This is a genomic window from Humibacillus sp. DSM 29435 (assembly GCF_001758225.1).
Taxonomy (GTDB): Bacteria; Actinomycetota; Actinomycetes; order Actinomycetales; family Dermatophilaceae; genus DSM-29435.
In genome coordinates this window covers 127,993-142,128 of record NZ_MAST01000023.1, presented here as the reverse complement: position 1 = coordinate 142,128, position 14,136 = coordinate 127,993, and the positions used below count along the sequence as shown (strand labels likewise).

17 protein-coding genes and 1 tRNA gene are annotated in these 14,136 nt (G+C 70.3%); 8 read left to right on the top strand and 10 right to left on the bottom strand.

Going from position 1 to position 14,136, the window contains the following annotated elements; translation table 11 throughout:
- Window positions 1-15: 15 nt before the first annotated feature.
- The 5 genes from BA895_RS14545 to BA895_RS14525 all read right to left on the bottom strand — a co-directional run bounded on the left by BA895_RS14545 (window position 16) and on the right by BA895_RS14525 (window position 3,412).
- Entirely contained in the window at window positions 16-1,008 is a 993-nt protein-coding gene (locus BA895_RS14545; RefSeq protein WP_070192608.1) for a hypothetical protein, read from the bottom strand.
- Entirely contained in the window at window positions 1,005-1,508 is a 504-nt protein-coding gene (locus BA895_RS14540) for a SigE family RNA polymerase sigma factor (RefSeq protein ID WP_070192607.1), read from the bottom strand. The genes BA895_RS14545 and BA895_RS14540 overlap by 4 nt, the downstream gene beginning before the upstream one ends.
- Window positions 1,509-1,724: 216 nt before the next feature.
- Window positions 1,725-2,270, bottom strand: a complete 546-nt coding sequence (locus BA895_RS14535) for an NUDIX domain-containing protein (protein ID WP_070192606.1) — start codon at window positions 2,268-2,270, stop codon at window positions 1,725-1,727.
- A 31-nt stretch (window positions 2,271-2,301) separates the two neighbouring features.
- On the bottom strand, window positions 2,302-2,922 hold the full coding sequence (locus BA895_RS14530) for a methylated-DNA--[protein]-cysteine S-methyltransferase (RefSeq protein ID WP_083283373.1): 621 nt from the start codon (window positions 2,920-2,922) through the stop codon (window positions 2,302-2,304).
- Entirely contained in the window at window positions 2,915-3,412 is a 498-nt protein-coding gene (locus tag BA895_RS14525) for an RNA polymerase sigma factor (protein ID WP_070192605.1), read from the bottom strand. Before BA895_RS14525 ends, BA895_RS14530 begins: the two co-directional genes overlap by 8 nt.
- 214 nt (window positions 3,413-3,626) lie before the next feature.
- On the opposite strand from BA895_RS14525, the gene BA895_RS14520 reads away from it, so the two are divergent.
- Entirely contained in the window at window positions 3,627-4,391 is a 765-nt protein-coding gene (locus BA895_RS14520) for a GNAT family N-acetyltransferase (protein ID WP_070192604.1), read from the top strand.
- Window positions 4,392-4,431: 40 nt separating this feature from the next.
- Here the strand turns inward: BA895_RS14520 and BA895_RS14515 are convergent, their stop codons facing one another.
- Together BA895_RS14515 and BA895_RS14510 are read right to left on the bottom strand one after the other, a co-directional pair.
- Window positions 4,432-4,944: a methylated-DNA--[protein]-cysteine S-methyltransferase gene (locus tag BA895_RS14515; protein WP_070192603.1), complete on the bottom strand. Its 513-nt coding sequence runs from the start codon at window positions 4,942-4,944 to the stop codon at window positions 4,432-4,434.
- 13 nt (window positions 4,945-4,957) lie between these two features.
- A complete protein-coding gene (locus BA895_RS14510; RefSeq protein ID WP_371327719.1) occupies window positions 4,958-5,983 on the bottom strand; it encodes a cation diffusion facilitator family transporter in 1,026 nt (341 codons plus the stop codon).
- A gap of 164 nt (window positions 5,984-6,147) precedes the next feature.
- On the opposite strand from BA895_RS14510, the gene BA895_RS14505 reads away from it, so the two are divergent.
- On the top strand, window positions 6,148-6,342 hold the full coding sequence (locus BA895_RS14505) for a CsbD family protein (protein WP_070192601.1): 195 nt from the start codon (window positions 6,148-6,150) through the stop codon (window positions 6,340-6,342).
- A gap of 84 nt (window positions 6,343-6,426) precedes the next feature.
- On the opposite strand, the gene galT is transcribed toward BA895_RS14505, so the two are convergent.
- Window positions 6,427-7,503, bottom strand: coding sequence for a galactose-1-phosphate uridylyltransferase (galT, locus tag BA895_RS14500; protein WP_070192600.1), 1,077 nt, complete (start codon window positions 7,501-7,503; stop codon window positions 6,427-6,429).
- A 212-nt stretch (window positions 7,504-7,715) separates the two neighbouring features.
- On the opposite strand from galT, the gene BA895_RS14495 reads away from it, so the two are divergent.
- Both BA895_RS14495 and BA895_RS14490 read left to right on the top strand, forming a co-directional pair.
- Complete coding sequence (locus BA895_RS14495; RefSeq protein WP_070192599.1) at window positions 7,716-10,163, top strand: phosphoketolase; 2,448 nt, start codon at window positions 7,716-7,718, stop codon at window positions 10,161-10,163.
- A gap of 104 nt (window positions 10,164-10,267) precedes the next feature.
- Window positions 10,268-10,945 (top strand): DedA family protein, encoded by a 678-nt coding sequence (locus BA895_RS14490; protein WP_217493909.1) that lies wholly within the window; start codon window positions 10,268-10,270, stop codon window positions 10,943-10,945.
- 211 nt (window positions 10,946-11,156) lie between these two features.
- On the opposite strand, the gene BA895_RS14485 is transcribed toward BA895_RS14490, so the two are convergent.
- Window positions 11,157-11,232 (bottom strand) — tRNA-Lys (locus tag BA895_RS14485).
- Between the two features lie 127 nt (window positions 11,233-11,359).
- On the opposite strand from BA895_RS14485, the gene BA895_RS14480 reads away from it, so the two are divergent.
- The gene (locus BA895_RS14480) at window positions 11,360-11,881 is read left to right on the top strand and encodes a YbhB/YbcL family Raf kinase inhibitor-like protein (protein WP_070192598.1); all 522 of its coding nucleotides are present in this window, start codon (window positions 11,360-11,362) and stop codon (window positions 11,879-11,881) included.
- A 65-nt stretch (window positions 11,882-11,946) separates the two neighbouring features.
- On the top strand, window positions 11,947-12,558 hold the full coding sequence (locus tag BA895_RS14475; protein WP_070192597.1) for a hypothetical protein: 612 nt from the start codon (window positions 11,947-11,949) through the stop codon (window positions 12,556-12,558).
- A gap of 161 nt (window positions 12,559-12,719) precedes the next feature.
- Here BA895_RS14475 and BA895_RS14470 read toward each other — a convergent pair whose 3' ends face one another.
- On the bottom strand, window positions 12,720-12,923 hold the full coding sequence (locus BA895_RS14470; RefSeq protein WP_139142667.1) for a hypothetical protein: 204 nt from the start codon (window positions 12,921-12,923) through the stop codon (window positions 12,720-12,722).
- 96 nt (window positions 12,924-13,019) lie between these two features.
- Between BA895_RS14470 and BA895_RS14465 the strand changes: the two genes are divergently transcribed.
- Both BA895_RS14465 and BA895_RS14460 read left to right on the top strand, forming a co-directional pair.
- Window positions 13,020-13,244: a hypothetical protein gene (locus BA895_RS14465; RefSeq protein WP_070192595.1), complete on the top strand. Its 225-nt coding sequence runs from the start codon at window positions 13,020-13,022 to the stop codon at window positions 13,242-13,244.
- A gap of 265 nt (window positions 13,245-13,509) precedes the next feature.
- Window positions 13,510-14,130 (top strand): DUF47 domain-containing protein, encoded by a 621-nt coding sequence (locus tag BA895_RS14460; RefSeq protein ID WP_070192594.1) that lies wholly within the window; start codon window positions 13,510-13,512, stop codon window positions 14,128-14,130.
- The last annotated feature ends 6 nt before the right edge of the window (window positions 14,131-14,136 follow it).

Below are 14,136 nucleotides of genomic sequence, written 5' to 3'. Positions count from 1 at the left end.
CGCCAGCCGAGATGGTCAGCGTTGCAGTGGCGGCAGGGTGGCGCCGTTCGGCAGCTTCGCCGGAGGCGTCACCGCTGAGACGACAACCGTCACCATCGTTGTGCCGTAACGCTGTTCGAGCACTCCTGGGGTTGACCCCGTCGCGGTCGTCACGACCACCCGGTCGGTGCGCCCGTCGAGGCGGATGCCGGTCACGTCGACACCTTGGCCGCTCAGGGCCACGGCGCTCGCGGCGATCTCTGTGGCCACCTTCTGTTTGGTCGCGAGCGAGTTCGCCGCCGTGACGAACTGAACATCACTCGCTGTCGGCATGGCGCCCCTCACGAACGACTCGAGTGCCGGATCGGGGCGAACGACCGCGACGACGATGCGCGCGTTCGTGGCGTCAGCGGCATACGCGCCCGAGAAGACGTCGGGCCAGCGCGCGGCGAGGGTGGGCGCAATCGCATCGAACGCGATGCGCTGCGCCGTCACCGGCCCCCGGAGCCACTGGCTGGTGTCGCGGGCCGACAATGACAGGTTTCCACCGGTGAGGCCGTCTGTTCCCGGCTGGTCCGAGCCCAGGGTGCGGGTTGGCTGACCCGGTGAGATGGGGCCAGGAGCGCGCGCAGCCTCGCCCGAACCACCCGCCCCCGCCTTGGACTGGTCCTGCACGGGCGCACCGGCCGCCATGGAGCTGGTCGACGTGCCAACGTTCTGCGACAGGGTCCACACCCCGCCGACCCCGCCGACCCCGCCGACGACGATCACCGCGGCGGCGGCTCCGAGCAGCGCCGAACGGCGGCGCGCGGTGCGGGCCCGGCCACGGTTGAGGGCCCGTGCCGCGAAGAGGTCGTCGCGGGGAGGTTCCAGGTCGTTCACGGCGTTCAATGCCTCTCTGAGCCGCTGCTCGCTCGTGTCGGTGTCCATGGCGGTGTCCTTGTCTTGCTTCTCGTGCGGTTCGTGGTCTCGGCCGGCCTGGTCGGCTCGGTCGTCGTCGGCTCGGTCGTCGTCGCCTCGGGTGTTCATGTCGCCACCTCCGCCGCGCCTCGCGGCGGTTCGGCCAGCCGGTCGCGCAGGGCGTGCAGCGCACGGGAGATCTGACTCTTGATCGTGCCCTCGGCGACCCCGGTGCATTCCGCGATCTGCGGCACCGTGAGGTCTTCCCAGAAGCGCAGCACGAGCACGGCCCGCTGCTTCTCGGGCAGGTCGTCGAGCAGCGCGGTCAGGGTCAGGGCCAGGTCGTGGTCGTGGGGGGTCGTGGCCGGCTCAGGGGGCTCGTCGGTGAGCACCTCGCGGCGTCGTTTGCGCTGGTCGTTGAGAAAGAGGTTCATCATCGTGCGTCTCGTGTAGGCGGTTTCGGCACCGGTGGCGATCCGCGGCCAGGCGACGTAGACCCGGGCCAACGCCTCCTGTACCAGCTCGTCACCGTCGGCCCAGTTGCCGCACAGCAGAAAGGCCCGGCGGCGCAGCATGGTCTGGCGCTCGACGACGAAGGCCTGGAAGGCGGTCTCGTCTCTGCGTCTCATCGACTCTCCGGTGCTCTCGGCGTAACCCGTACACCCTCATTGACACACGGCATCCCAGAACCGTTGCATCGCGACCGGTACGAAAGTGACCACTCGACTGGGTGGGGGTGGTGATGAGACCGGTACGAAAGTGGCCACTCGACGGGAGAAGTCAGTCGAGTGGCCACTTCGGTACGGACCCGACTGTAGGAAAGTGGCCACTCGACTGGGTGGGGGTCAGTGGACCCGGCCGAGGGCGATGAGGGCGTGCAGCAGCGCGGCCTGGGTCTCACCGTCGGTGATCTCGCCGGCGGCGACCATGGCGAGCACGTCACGCAGCGGCACGCGCCGAACCGCGGTGATGCCCTCCTCGACCAGGGTCGCCGCGTCGTGACCAGGGGCCGGCTCGAGGTCGGTGGCGAGAAAGACGGTCTCCTCGGCCTCGCAGATGCCGTTGAGCGCCGTCATCGTGCCGAGCCGGCGCCAGGTGCGCGCCGCCATCCCGGTCTCCTCGGCGAGCTCGCGGCGGGCGGCCACCAGGGGGTCCTCGCCGTCGGTGCCTCCGGCCGGAACCTCGACGGAGGCCCCGACCGTGTGACGGTCGATGGTGACGAGCAGCACCTCGTCGGCCTCGGTCAGGGCCACGACGAACACGGCGGGGGATCGCACGGTGACCACGCCGTAGAGGCCGTCGGACCCGTCGGGCCGCCGCACCTGGTCTTCGCGAACCGTGATCCAGCGGTTGGCGTAGACCTCCCGGGTGCGCTCGACCGGCCAGCTCATCGAACGACCCCTCGCCGGCCGGAGAGCAACGTCATGCCGCCGCCTCCAGGTCGAGCAGCAGCTGTTTCGCCGGGAGCCCGCCGAGGTAGCCGCCCATCGTGCCGTCGGAGCGCACGACCCGATGGCACGGAACGAGCAGCGGCAGCGGGTTGGTGGCGCAGGCGGTTCCCACGGCGCGCACGGCCTTCGGTCGACCGGATGCCGCGGCCGCGGCGGCATACGTCTCGGTGGCGCCGTAGGCAATGGTGCGCAGGTGCTCCAGCACCTCGAGGCGGAACCCGTGGGCGAGCCGCAGGTCGAGCGCCACCTCGAAGTGGCGCCGCTGCCCCGCGAAGTAGCCGTCGAGCTGGTGGCAGAGGTCGTCGAACCGCCTGGTGTCGCGCAGCACTCGCGAGCCGATGGCCACGCTCAACGACTCGAGAACCGCCTCGTGACCCTCGGCCGGGTACGCGACGCGCACGACTCCGGCCTCCGTCGCCGCGAGCAGCAACGCCCCGACCGGCGTCTCGACGGTGCGGAACGCCACGTCGACCAGCCCCTGGGCGGATGCCGCCCCGGCCAGCCTCTCGCGCAGCGCCGCCACCGCCCCGGCTACGGCCCCGGCGTCTGCGGGTCGGGGGGCGGCGAGTTGCTCAATCAAGTTGTCAGACATGCGTGCTCACTTCCTTGGTGAGATAGGTGCGGCGGAGGGTCGCGATCCCGTCGGCGGCCGACCGTCGCGAGGCGGCGGCCGTTCCTCCGACGATGGCGGCGACCTCGGCGTGGGGAAGGCCGGCCACGTGGTGGTACGCGACGCACTGGCGTTGCTTGCTCGGTAGGGCGGCGAGAGCGGCCCAGAGCTCGGTGTCGGGCAGGGCTGCTCCCGGCTGTTCGTCGCCCCAGGACGGCCGGTCGGGAAGGGACTCGACCGGCACGGCGCCCCGGGCCTGCGCCCTTCGCACGTCGATGGCTTTGCGATGCGCGACGGTGACGAGCCAGGCCCGCACGTTGGCGTCGTCGGGCAGGTCGGGCCAGGCCCGCAGCGCCGACAGGAACGTCTCCGACCACGCGTCGTCGGCCTCGACGGGCCCGAGCACGGCCCGGCACACGCGCAGCACGACGGCGCTGTGCTCGGCGACAGCCTGGTCGAACGGATGCTTCATGCTCTGTGAACGCTCCGCCCCGCGAAAGTGTGAGGTGTGAGGTTTGCGGTCGGGCCAGCATCCCACGCCAAGAACGGCGCACCGGAGACGTGCGATGCTGGCTTGGTCAGCGAAGGCGCTCGGCCGTCAGTGACCATCCTCAGACCGACGAACGTTTCGCTGACGCCGGAGAACTCGATGGCGTCGCGAGCCCCAACGGTGTCATCGTGACGACGTGCGCACCATCCACGACCACCGGCTCGACCGCATCGAGCGCTACTACGACCTCGTGCCGCGGGCCTCGTCGGCCGCGGAGCCGTGCGGACCGTTCACGCTCTTTGTCGCCGAAGCGGGCACCGGCTGGCAGTTCTACGCCCGTCCTGCGCTGGGCGGCCGGGGCCGGTTCGAGCCGGCTGATGTCGAGCGGGTGCTCGAGCGCCAACGGCAGCTCGGCGTTCCCCGGGCCATCGAATGGGTGGAGCAGATGACGCCCGAGCTGCTGCCTGCGGTGGTGGCGGCCGGCTACCGGACGCAGCGCTACCCGCTGCTCGCCCTGCCCAGCCTGAACGACGTGGAGCCCGACCCGAGGGCCCGCACCCTGCACCCGGCCGAGCCGCACCTGGCGCTCGCGGTGGGGGCGGTGGCGGCGGGCTTCCATGGGGTCGACGAGGTAGAGCCTGGCGACACCGGCATCCAGCCGCAGCTGATCGAACGCGGTGACCTCGTGGTGGTCGCCTCGTTCGAGGGCACTCACCTGTGCGGTGCCGGGTCGGCCGCTCCGCGAGACGATGTTGCCGAGATGATGGGGATCGCCGTGCCACCGGGCCACCGCCGTCGCGGGCACGGCACCGCCATCACCCGCTCGCTGGTCACCGCCTGCCGTGACCGGGGCGTCGAGCTCGTCTTCCTCTCGGCCGCGTCGGATGCCGCGGCGGAGATCTACCGGCGGGTGGGCTTCGTCGACGTCGGCACCGCGTGCATCCTGCAGGTGGCCGACTGAGGTCGTGGGGCCGCCCGCCGCCCGCCGCCCGCGCGACCAGTCAGAAGAGCCGGCCGGCTACCAGTGGTGGTGACTCCTCCAGTGCCAGCAGGAAACGCTTGCGGCCCAGCCCTCCCGCGTAGCCGACCAGCGACCCGTCGGCGCCGATGACGCGGTGACAGGGGATGACCACCGCGATCGGGTTGCGTCCGTTGGCCGACCCGACCGCCTGGGCAAGACCGGCGCCGCCGAGGCCACGAGCCAGCTCGCCGTAGCTGCGCGTCTCGGCGTAGGGGATCTCGAGCAGCCGGGCCCACACCCGCTGCTGGAAGTCGTTGCCGCGCGGCGTCAGCGGGAGGTCGAAGGTCGTGCGCTCGCCGGCGAAGTACTCCTCCAGCTGACGGGCGGCTGACGTGAACGGCTCGGAGGCAGGGTCGCCCAGCCCGCCGAAGAGCGCCGGGTCGTCGGGGCGGTGCGCAGCGGCATCCATGAGCAGGTGGGTGATGGCCCCATCGTCGGCGACGACGGTGAGCGCACCGATGGGTGAGTCGATGACGACGTGCTGGGGGCTCATCGGTGGCGACCGGTCACGTCGGTGGGGCGCCGGCGCCGGCCGCTTCGTCGGGGTGGCCCCGGTGGGCCGCGAGGATGTCGTCGTGGGTGGGCACCGGGAACTCGGCCGCGTAGTCACCGTAGGCGCGAGGGTCTTCAGACGGTTCGAGGTGGCAGGTCAGCACGACGTCGGGGAAGCGCAGGCAGACGGCGGCCTCGACCTCCTCGACGAGGTCGTGCCCCTGCTGCACCGACCAGGCTCCCGGCACGAGCACGTGCACCTCGGCGAACCGGTCGTGCCCGGACTCGCGCGTGCGCAGCGCGTGGAAGTGCACCTCGGGGGTCACGAACCCGGTCAGCACGTCAGCGATCACGGCGTTGTCCTCCCGTGTCATGGCGATGTCCATGAGCCCCTCGACCGACGCACGCAGCAGCTTCCAGCCGGTGAAGACGATGTTGAGGCCGACCAGAAACGCGATGACGGGGTCGAGACGCTCGATGCCGGTCAGCGCGACGAGCAGCACGCCGACGATGACTCCGACGGAGGTCCAGACGTCGGTCATCAGGTGCTTGCCGTCGGCCGTCAGCGGCAGCGAGCGGTACCGCCGCCCCGCGCGGATCAGCAGGATGCCGACCACCCCGTTCACGACGGACGCCACGACCGAGATGCCGAGTCCCAACCCGACGTCCTCGATGGGTCGCGGGTTGATGAACCGCTCGACGGCGGTCCACATGATGACCAGGGCCGCCACGAAGATCAGCTGTCCCTCGATGGCCGCCGAGAAGTAGCCGGCCTTGCTGTGCCCGAAGAGGTGGTTGCTGTCAGCCGGCTTCGCCGCGACCCGCAGCACGACGAGCATGGCCACGGCGGCGACGAGGTTGACGACCGACTCCGCGGCATCCGAGAGCAGCCCGACCGACCCGGTGAGGCGCCAGGCGATGACCTTGAGGGTGATCGTGACCACGGCCGCCGCGATCGACAGGTAGGCGTAGCGGCTCAGGTTGACCGACCGGGGCGCCCGCACCGAGGAGAGGCCGGGTGGGTCGCCCGCTGCAGAGATCACGCCGCCAGTGTCGCAAACCGGACCGGCCCGACGCGAAACGCGACCGTCTCGTGAGCCCGGCGACTGGCAGGAGGCCCGACCCAGACCGCCTCCATGGGTTGCGAACCGGACGCGACCGGTAAGGTACCGATCTCTGATCGGACCAGGAAAGGAGCCCAGCCATGGGCGCTATGGACAAGGCCAAGAACCTCGGGGAAGAGCTCAAGGGGAAGGCCAAGGAGGCCGCCGGAAAGGTCACCGACAACGAGCAGCTGGAGGCCGAGGGCCAGGGCGACCAGGCCAAGGCAGACCTCAAGCAGCGCGGTGAGCAGCTCAAGGACGCCGGCAGCAACGTCAAGGACGCCTTCGAGCACTGACCCTTGCGGTCGAGTGGGCCGGTCTTCTTCGGGAGCCCGGCCCACTCTTCGTGGAGGGGGCGGCGCGGGCCGTCTGTTCGGCCGTCAGACCTGGCGCAACCGCTCTGCCTGCTGCTCGGGCAGCACGTCACCGACGAAGGCGCCCATCGCCGACTCCGACCCGGCGAGATACTTCAGGCGCCCCTCGCCACGGCGCACCGAGAACAGCTCGAGGTGCAGCCAGGCCAGGTCGCGGTCGCTGTGAACCGGCGCCTGCTGCCAGCCGGCGATGTAGGGCATCGGGGTGGAGTAGAGCCGGTCGAAACGGCCGAGCACGTCGAGGTAGACGCGGGCGAAGTCGTCGCGCTCGGCGTCGTTGAGGGCGGGGATGTTGGGAACCTGGCGCCGGGGGAAGAGGTGCACCTCCATGGGCCAGCGAGCAGCGAACGGCACGAAGGCGACCCAGTGCTCGCTGTCGACCACCACCCGCACCTCGTCGCGCAGCTCGCGCTCGATGATGTCGCCGAAGAGGCTGCTGCCGGTCTGGGCCAGATGCTCGCGGGCGCTGTGCAGCTCGTGGTGGGTCTGCGGCGGCACGAACGGGTAGCCGTAGATCTGACCGTGCGGATGCTGCAGGGTCACCCCGATCTCGGCGCCGCGGTTCTCGAAGGGGAAGACCTGCTCGACCCCGGGTGAGCTCGACAGCGCGGTGGTGCGGTCAGCCCAGACGTCGACGACGAGCCGCGCCTGCTGCTGCGTCAGCCCGGCGAACGAGCCGTCGTGGTCGGAGGTGAAGCAGACGACCTCGCACCGCCCGATGCCGGGGCGCAGTGCGGTGATGCCGTCGTCGACCGAGTCGATGCCTTCGACGTGGGTCGAGAACGACGGGAACCGGTTCTCGAAGGCCACCGACTGGTACTCCTCCGAGGGCACCTCGGTGTGCCGACCGTCGCTCGACGGGCACAGGGGGCACTCGTCGGCCGGCGGCATGTAGGTGCGGCTCTGGCGGTGCGACGCCATCGAGATCCACTGCTGCGTGAGCACGTCGAGCCGCATCTGCGAGCTGGCGATCGTCTGGGGCAGGTCGCGAGGGTCGTCGACGGCAGAACGAGCAGGAGAGCCATCGACGTCGAACCAGATGATCTCGCGGCCGTCGGCCAGCAGTCCGGCTGTGCGCTGCATCCGAGCTCCTTCGCGTGTGAGGGGGTTGCGCGCCGGGCGGCGGGCGGGCGTGCTGGTCGCGGACATCGTTGCATGAGTGGCCAACCGATGGGTGTCGAGGTGACGCAGCCTCGGTGACACCGGCGTCGCTTGCCCGTGTGAGCGGGTCGGCCCGGTTCTGCGGGGGCCGATGGTCCCTTGTCGGGGCGCGGTGACTCGACCAGAGTGGGGCCGTGACGACGACACCGGCATCCGACCTGACCACCGTGCCCGCGGCCACGCCCGACGAGATCGCGGCGATGGACGCGTGGTGGCGCGCCAACAACTACCTGACCATCGGTCAGATCTACCTGCAGGACAACCCGCTGCTGCGGCGCGAGCTGACCTCCGACGACATCAAACCGCGGCTGCTCGGCCACTGGGGCACCAGCCCGGGCCTGTCGTTCATCTACACGCACGTCTCGCGCGTCATCCGGCACACCGGGCAGGAGACGATCTATCTGACGGGTCCCGGCCACGGCGGGCCTGCACTCGTCGCCGCCGGCTACCTCGAGGGCACCTACAGCGAGGTCTACCCCGACGTGTCGTTGGACGAAGCCGGTGTCAAGCGGCTCTTCCGCCAGTTCTCGTCGCCCGGCGGCATCCCCAGCCACGTCTCGGTGACGACGCCCGGCTCGATCCACGAGGGCGGCGAGCTCGGCTACGTGCTCATGCACGCCTTCGGCGCCGTGATGGACAACCCCGACCTGCTGGCCGTCGCGGTCGTCGGCGACGGCGAGGCCGAGACCGGCCCGCTCGAGGGGTCGTGGAAGGGGATCTCGTTCCTCAACCCGGCTCGTGACGGAGCGGTGCTGCCGATCCTGCACCTCAACGGCTACAAGATCGCCGGTCCGACAGTGCTGGGCCGCAAGGACCCCGGCGAGGTGCGCCGCCTGCTCGAGGGGCACGGCTACCTCGTGCTCGAGGTCGAGGGCGACGACATCCCCGGCATGCACGAGCGCTTCGCCGAGGTGCTGGCCGACGCCTACACGCGCATCAGGGCGATCCAGGCCGAGGCGCGTGCTGTCGGCGAGCAGGGCTGGGAGGGGCCACGCCCCCGGTGGCCGCTCATCGTGCTGCGCACCCCCAAGGGGTGGACCGGGCCCGACACGATCGACGGGGTGCAGGTCACCGGCACGTGGCGCTCGCACCAGGTGCCGCTGTCGGGGGTGAAGGGCGACCCCGGGCACCTCGCCCTGCTCGACACGTGGCTGAAGACGTATCGCCCCGAAGAGCTCTTCGACGAGTCGGGCGCACCGGTCGAGCTGGTGCGGGCGGCGAACCCGAGTGGCGACCTGCGGATGAGCGCGTCGCCGCACGCCAACGGCGGGGTGCGCCTGCAGGGCTCGCCGGATGCCGGTGACGGGCTGCACGTGCCCCTCGACATCCCCGACTTCCGCGACTTCGCCCGCGACGTGCCGGCGCCCGCGAGCGTTCGGGCCGAGTCGACGCGCGCCCTCGGCGAGATGATGCGCGAGCTCTACGTGCGCAACCCCGACTCGTTCCGGCTCTTCTGCCCCGACGAGACGAACAGCAACCGCCTGGGCGCCGTGTTCGAGGTCTCTGACCGCATGACCGCCGAGCGGGTCGAGCCCGGCGACGTGCTGCTCTCGCGCCACGGTCGGGTGATGGAGGTGCTCTCGGAGCACAACTGCCACGGCTGGCTCGAGGGCTACAACCTCACCGGGCGGCACGGGCTGTTCGCCACCTACGAGGCGTTCGCCATGGTGAGCGCGTCGATGACCGTGCAGCACAGCAAGTGGCTCCAGGAGTCGCGACACCTGCCGTGGCGCGCGCGGGTGCCCAGCCTCAACATCCTGCTCACCTCGACGGCCTGGCGCAACGACCACAACGGCTTCTCCCACCAGGGGCCAGGCCTGATCCAGACCGTGCTCACCGCCCGCGGCGACGTGGCCCGCATCTACCTGCCACCAGACGCGAACTGCCTTCTCTCCGTTGCCGACCACTGCTTCCGCTCGACGTCGTACGTCAACCTCATCGTCATCGACAAGCAGCCGCAGCCGCAGTGGCTGACGATGGACGAGGCGATCAAACACTGCGCGGTCGGTGCTGGCACCTGGGGGTGGGCGGGCAACGACGACGGCTCGGCCGACCCCGACATCGTGCTCGGGTGCGCCGGTGACGTCGTGACCATGGAGACGGTGGCGGCGGCGCAGATCCTCAAGGACATGCTGCCGCAGCTGCGGGTCCGGGTCGTGAACGTCGTCGACCTGATGGCGCTCTCGCGCCCCCGCAACCACCCGCACGGGATGGACGGCGTGCGCTTCGCCGAGCTGTTCACCAACACGGTCGACGTCGTGTTCGCCTTCCACGGCTACCACGGGGCGATCCACCAGCTGGTGCACGGCCGGCCCGACGCTGACCGGTTCCACGTGCGCGGGTTCAGCGAAGAGGGCACGACGACCACGCCCTTCGACATGGTCGTGCGCAACGGGGTCGACCGCTACCACCTCGTCATGGACGCCATCAACAACTCCAAGCGTCAGGTGCCCGGGGCGAGCGACCTCAAGGCCTGGTGCGAGTCGCAGCTCGAGCGCCACCACGCCTACATCATCGAGCACCTCGAAGACATGCCGGAGGTGCGCGACTGGCTCATCACGACCGAGGACGAGACCGTCTGACCGCTCCTGCTCAGGCCTCGCTCATCCAGTTGACGTCCAGACTGTTCCCAGCCTGGTGTTCGATGCTGCCGGGATGAGCGTCGTCGCGCAGGCGGTGGGCCCTAGTGCTCGCTGACCTGGTCAACAAGATCCTGAGCGCACCGGCTGCCCTCGTGCTGAGCGTGGTCGGCCTGCTCGTCTTCGCAGAGGACGCGCTGTTCGTCGGGTTCGTCCTGCCGGGGGAGACCGCGGCCATCGTCGGCGGCGTGGCGGCCAACCGCGGCCATGTCGCACTGCCTGCCGTGCTGGCCGTCGTGATCATCGCGGCGATCGTCGGCGACAGCGTCGGGTTCGAGGTCGGCCGCCGGCTGGGGCCCCGCATCCTCGGTCTGAGGATGCTGCGCAAGCACGAGTCACGCATCAACGACGCGCAGGACTTCCTCAAGCGCCGGGGCGGCTGGGCCGTGTTCCTCGGTCGCTGGGTCGCCTTCTTCCGAGCCGTGATGCCGGCGCTCGCGGGCAGCTCCCCGATGACCTACCGCACGTTCCTGACCTTCAACGCCCTCGGCGGGATGCTGTGGGGCTCGGTCGTGGTCACGGCCGGCTACCTGGCCGGCGCCTCGTACCAGAAGGTCGAGACGGTCTTCGGGCGCGACGCCGCCATCATCATCGCCGTGGCCGTCGTGGTTGGGCTTGTCGTCTGGCACTTCCGCCGCCGCCGCGCCGAGGGCGACGAAGAGGGCACCGAGGCCTCCGAGACCTCCGAGTCGCCCTCGCGGAGCACAGCGGCATCCGACAGCTGAGATTCTGACCGCGCCAGCTCAGCCGTGGTCCGGTTGCCGCGGTGGGATGCCGGAAGGTGACCGCACGAGCTCAGCCGCTGCCCGGGTGGTGCGGCGACCCAGGCAACACACCGAGTAATCCTCAACTCACCGAGTAGCTACCCGGTGAGTTGGCGACTACTCGGTGTGTTTCGACGGGGGTGGTTGGTCCGACTCAGAGTCGGGCGTCGCATGGTGGGCCCCGTCGGGCTCGAACCGACGACCGGCGGATTAAAAGTCCGATGCTCTACCGACTGAGCTAGAGGCCCTCTGGTCGAGAGCCGTCGTGACGACGCCCGAACCAGCCGCCAGTATGCCTTACCCACGGGTTCGGTCGTTCTCAGCGGGGCCGGGTTACTGTCGGTAGACCATTCAACTCTCGATGCAGGAGCCAGCATGAGCCTCGACCGGCCCGTTGCCCCCAACCCCTACGAGCTGCTGCCGCAGGTGGCGTCGTTCAGCGTCACCAGCGACGACGTCAGTGACGGCGCGCCGCTCAAGAACGACCAGGTGGCTGACCAGGGCAACACCTCACCGCAGCTGTCGTGGAGCGGGGCACCCGAGGGCACGCAGAGCTACGTCGTGACCTGCTTCGACCCCGATGCGCCGACGCCGTCGGGTTTCTGGCACTGGGTGCTCGTCGACGTGCCGGCCGACGTCACCACCCTCGACACCGGTGCCGCGTCGGGCGCCTTGCCGGGCAAGGCGTTCCACGTGCGCAACGACGGCGGCGACAAGGGCTTCATGGGTGCGGCCCCGCCGGAGGGCGACATGCCGCACCGCTACTTCTTCGTCGTGCACGCCGTGTCGGAGCCGACCCTCGGGGTCGACGACACCGCGTCACCGGCGGTGGTGTCGTTCAACCTCGTGTTCAAGACCCTCGCCCGTGCGGTCATGCACGGCACCTACCAGCACTGAACGGAGCGGCCGGCGGTACGGATCGGCAGCGGGCCGGTGTCGGGTAGCGGGGATACGCTTTCGTGATGAGCGACAACGACCGACGCGGCCACCGCCGGCCGGCGTTCTTCAGCGAGGCTGCGCTGGAGGCGCACGGGCCCGCCTACGACCCGACCGAGGCGATCCACGCGGCGCACGAGACGGCATCCGCCATCGTGCACGCCGGCCGGGCCGCGGCCGACCCCGACCTGACCACCCGGTTGGTCGCCATCGTCGATGACATCGGTCTCTCGACCTTGGCCGAGCTGTGGAGCGGCCGGCCGGCCCGCAGCCTGCCGGGCGCCCTCTGGCGCCTCTACGTGCTGCGCGAGTGGGTGCGCCGCTCGCCCGAGGAAGCCAGCCGGGAGTACGCCGCCGGAATGCGTTTCACGGCTCCCAACCACGCCGTGGCCGGTGTCGCGGAGCCGCCCGGCCCGGCCGAGATGGGGCGGGTCATCGACGAGATCCTTCGCGGCGTGTTCGACGGTGACCTCGGCGTCGCCCTCGAACGAGCGGCGGCGTTCTGTCGCGTCATCGCGGCCGGGCGTGCCGACCTCTCGAGCGGCGAGGAAGCCGCCGAGCAGGCCGCCAACGTGCTGGTTCTCGGCGACGACCTGGCCGCCTGCGCCCGGCTCTGGCGGGTGCACACCCTCACCTGAGTGCGCCGCGGCCGACGGCATCCGGCCGGCTGTGGCCGAACCCTTTGTCGAACCGTGTTTCACGGCTTATTCTGGTCTCGCGTCGGGTCGTGGCAGCCCCGGGTCCCAAATTCAGCCGCTTCGAGCGGCCCTGTGCCGAGAGGCGCTCCCGGCCCGACGCATTACTTCGGCGCGGCTCCCCGACCAGGGCACGAGAGGGCGTGGGCGGCCATGTCCGAGCCGGTGGTGAACCGGGCTCGGCGCGCCGGACTGACGAAGCCACAGCGGTCACACGCGCCGTGCACGAAGCTGCCGCGGTGCACGAGTGTCCATCCCGTCAGGCGGGCGTCGTGCGCGTCGTGCGCGTCGAGCGCGTCGTGCGACATGCGCACCATGATGCCTGCCGCGGCTGCGCGAGACCATGGCTCAGCGCATTTTTCGCTTTCGTCGACGGGGGCGGCGGGCGCCACTAGATTGAGCCCATGACGACCGACGACGAGCGATCGGGCGATCTGCTCGACGTGACCCTGCGCGATGAGATCGAGCTCGTCAGCGACCTCGTGGTGGCCGCGTCGTCGAGCCCCCGGCACTTCACCCCCGACGAGGTCGACGAGCTGCTCGGGGTGGCCCCGGCGGCAACAGACGGCCCGGCCGTCGTGCCGGCAGCCGACCTCCCTTCCGCCGACGCCGAGCCCTCAGCGGTGTGACCCGCTGGTTCTGCGCGGATCGGGCCCGACCGAGGCCCGAGCCGGCCACCGGACCGTGCCTCGGCCTGGCTCAGGCAGCGAGCGCCCGCGCCGCCCGCGAGATGGCTCCAAGCGGGGTGCTGGCCGTTCGGTCGGGGTTCGTCGACCCGGCCGGAGCCGGAACGCGTCGAACGGGTGAACGGCGGGTTACTGCGCGTTTGCGTGTCTGCGACCTCCTACCCGTAGCATCGTCTCCGGACCAGCCGTCGACCGACCGGAGCACCTAGTGGGTTTTCGCCTCACACCCCAGGACACCAGTTTTTTCTCTCTCTTCGCCACCTCGGCCGGTTTGCTCGTCGAAGCCACGCGCGAGCTGACCAAGTTTCTCGAGGTGGAGCCGTCGGCCCGTCAGGGCATCGCCGACCGGCTGCGTGACCTCGAGCACGACGCCGACGACGCCACGCACGAGCTGATCAAGAAGGTCAACAGCTCGTTCATCACGCCGTTCGACCGTGAGGACATCCACGGGTTGGCCGCGAGCCTCGACGACTGCATGGACCTCATCGAGGAGACCGCCGACCTGATCGTGCTCTACCGGCTCGGCGATCTGCCCGACGGTCTGGCCGACCAGTTCGAGATCCTCGCCCGGATGGCCGAGGTCACGGCCGAGGCGATGCCGAGGCTCCGCTCGCTCAAAGACCTGTCGAGCTACTGGATCGAGATCAACCGTCTCGAGAACCAGGCCGACGACCTGCACCGCAAGATGGTGGCCTACCAGTTCAACAACGTGACCGATGCCGTCTACCTCGTCAAGGTGAAAGACATCATCGACGGCTTCGAGGATGCCGCCGACGCGTTCGAGAAGGTGGCCCACCTGATCGAGGGCATCGCGGTCAAGGAGTCCTGACCGACC

Coding starts and splice junctions, on each gene's coding strand:
- galT (WP_070192600.1), bottom strand. CDS start 7,503: ATGCAGCGCACAGCCGGACTGCTGGCCGACGGCCGCGAGATCATCTGG.
- BA895_RS14530 (WP_083283373.1), bottom strand. CDS start 2,922: ATGTCTGACAACTTGATTGAGCAACTCGCCGCCCCCCGACCCGCAGAC.
- BA895_RS14540 (WP_070192607.1), bottom strand. CDS start 1,508: ATGAGACGCAGAGACGAGACCGCCTTCCAGGCCTTCGTCGTCGAGCGC.
- BA895_RS14515 (WP_070192603.1), bottom strand. CDS start 4,944: ATGAGCCCCCAGCACGTCGTCATCGACTCACCCATCGGTGCGCTCACC.
- BA895_RS14465 (WP_070192595.1), top strand. CDS start 13,020: ATGACGACCGACGACGAGCGATCGGGCGATCTGCTCGACGTGACCCTG.
- BA895_RS14470 (WP_139142667.1), bottom strand. CDS start 12,923: ATGTCGCACGACGCGCTCGACGCGCACGACGCGCACGACGCCCGCCTG.
- BA895_RS14480 (WP_070192598.1), top strand. CDS start 11,360: ATGAGCCTCGACCGGCCCGTTGCCCCCAACCCCTACGAGCTGCTGCCG.
- BA895_RS14475 (WP_070192597.1), top strand. CDS start 11,947: ATGAGCGACAACGACCGACGCGGCCACCGCCGGCCGGCGTTCTTCAGC.
- BA895_RS14535 (WP_070192606.1), bottom strand. CDS start 2,270: ATGAGCTGGCCGGTCGAGCGCACCCGGGAGGTCTACGCCAACCGCTGG.
- BA895_RS14505 (WP_070192601.1), top strand. CDS start 6,148: ATGGGCGCTATGGACAAGGCCAAGAACCTCGGGGAAGAGCTCAAGGGG.
- BA895_RS14545 (WP_070192608.1), bottom strand. CDS start 1,008: ATGAACACCCGAGGCGACGACGACCGAGCCGACGACGACCGAGCCGAC.
- BA895_RS14525 (WP_070192605.1), bottom strand. CDS start 3,412: ATGAAGCATCCGTTCGACCAGGCTGTCGCCGAGCACAGCGCCGTCGTG.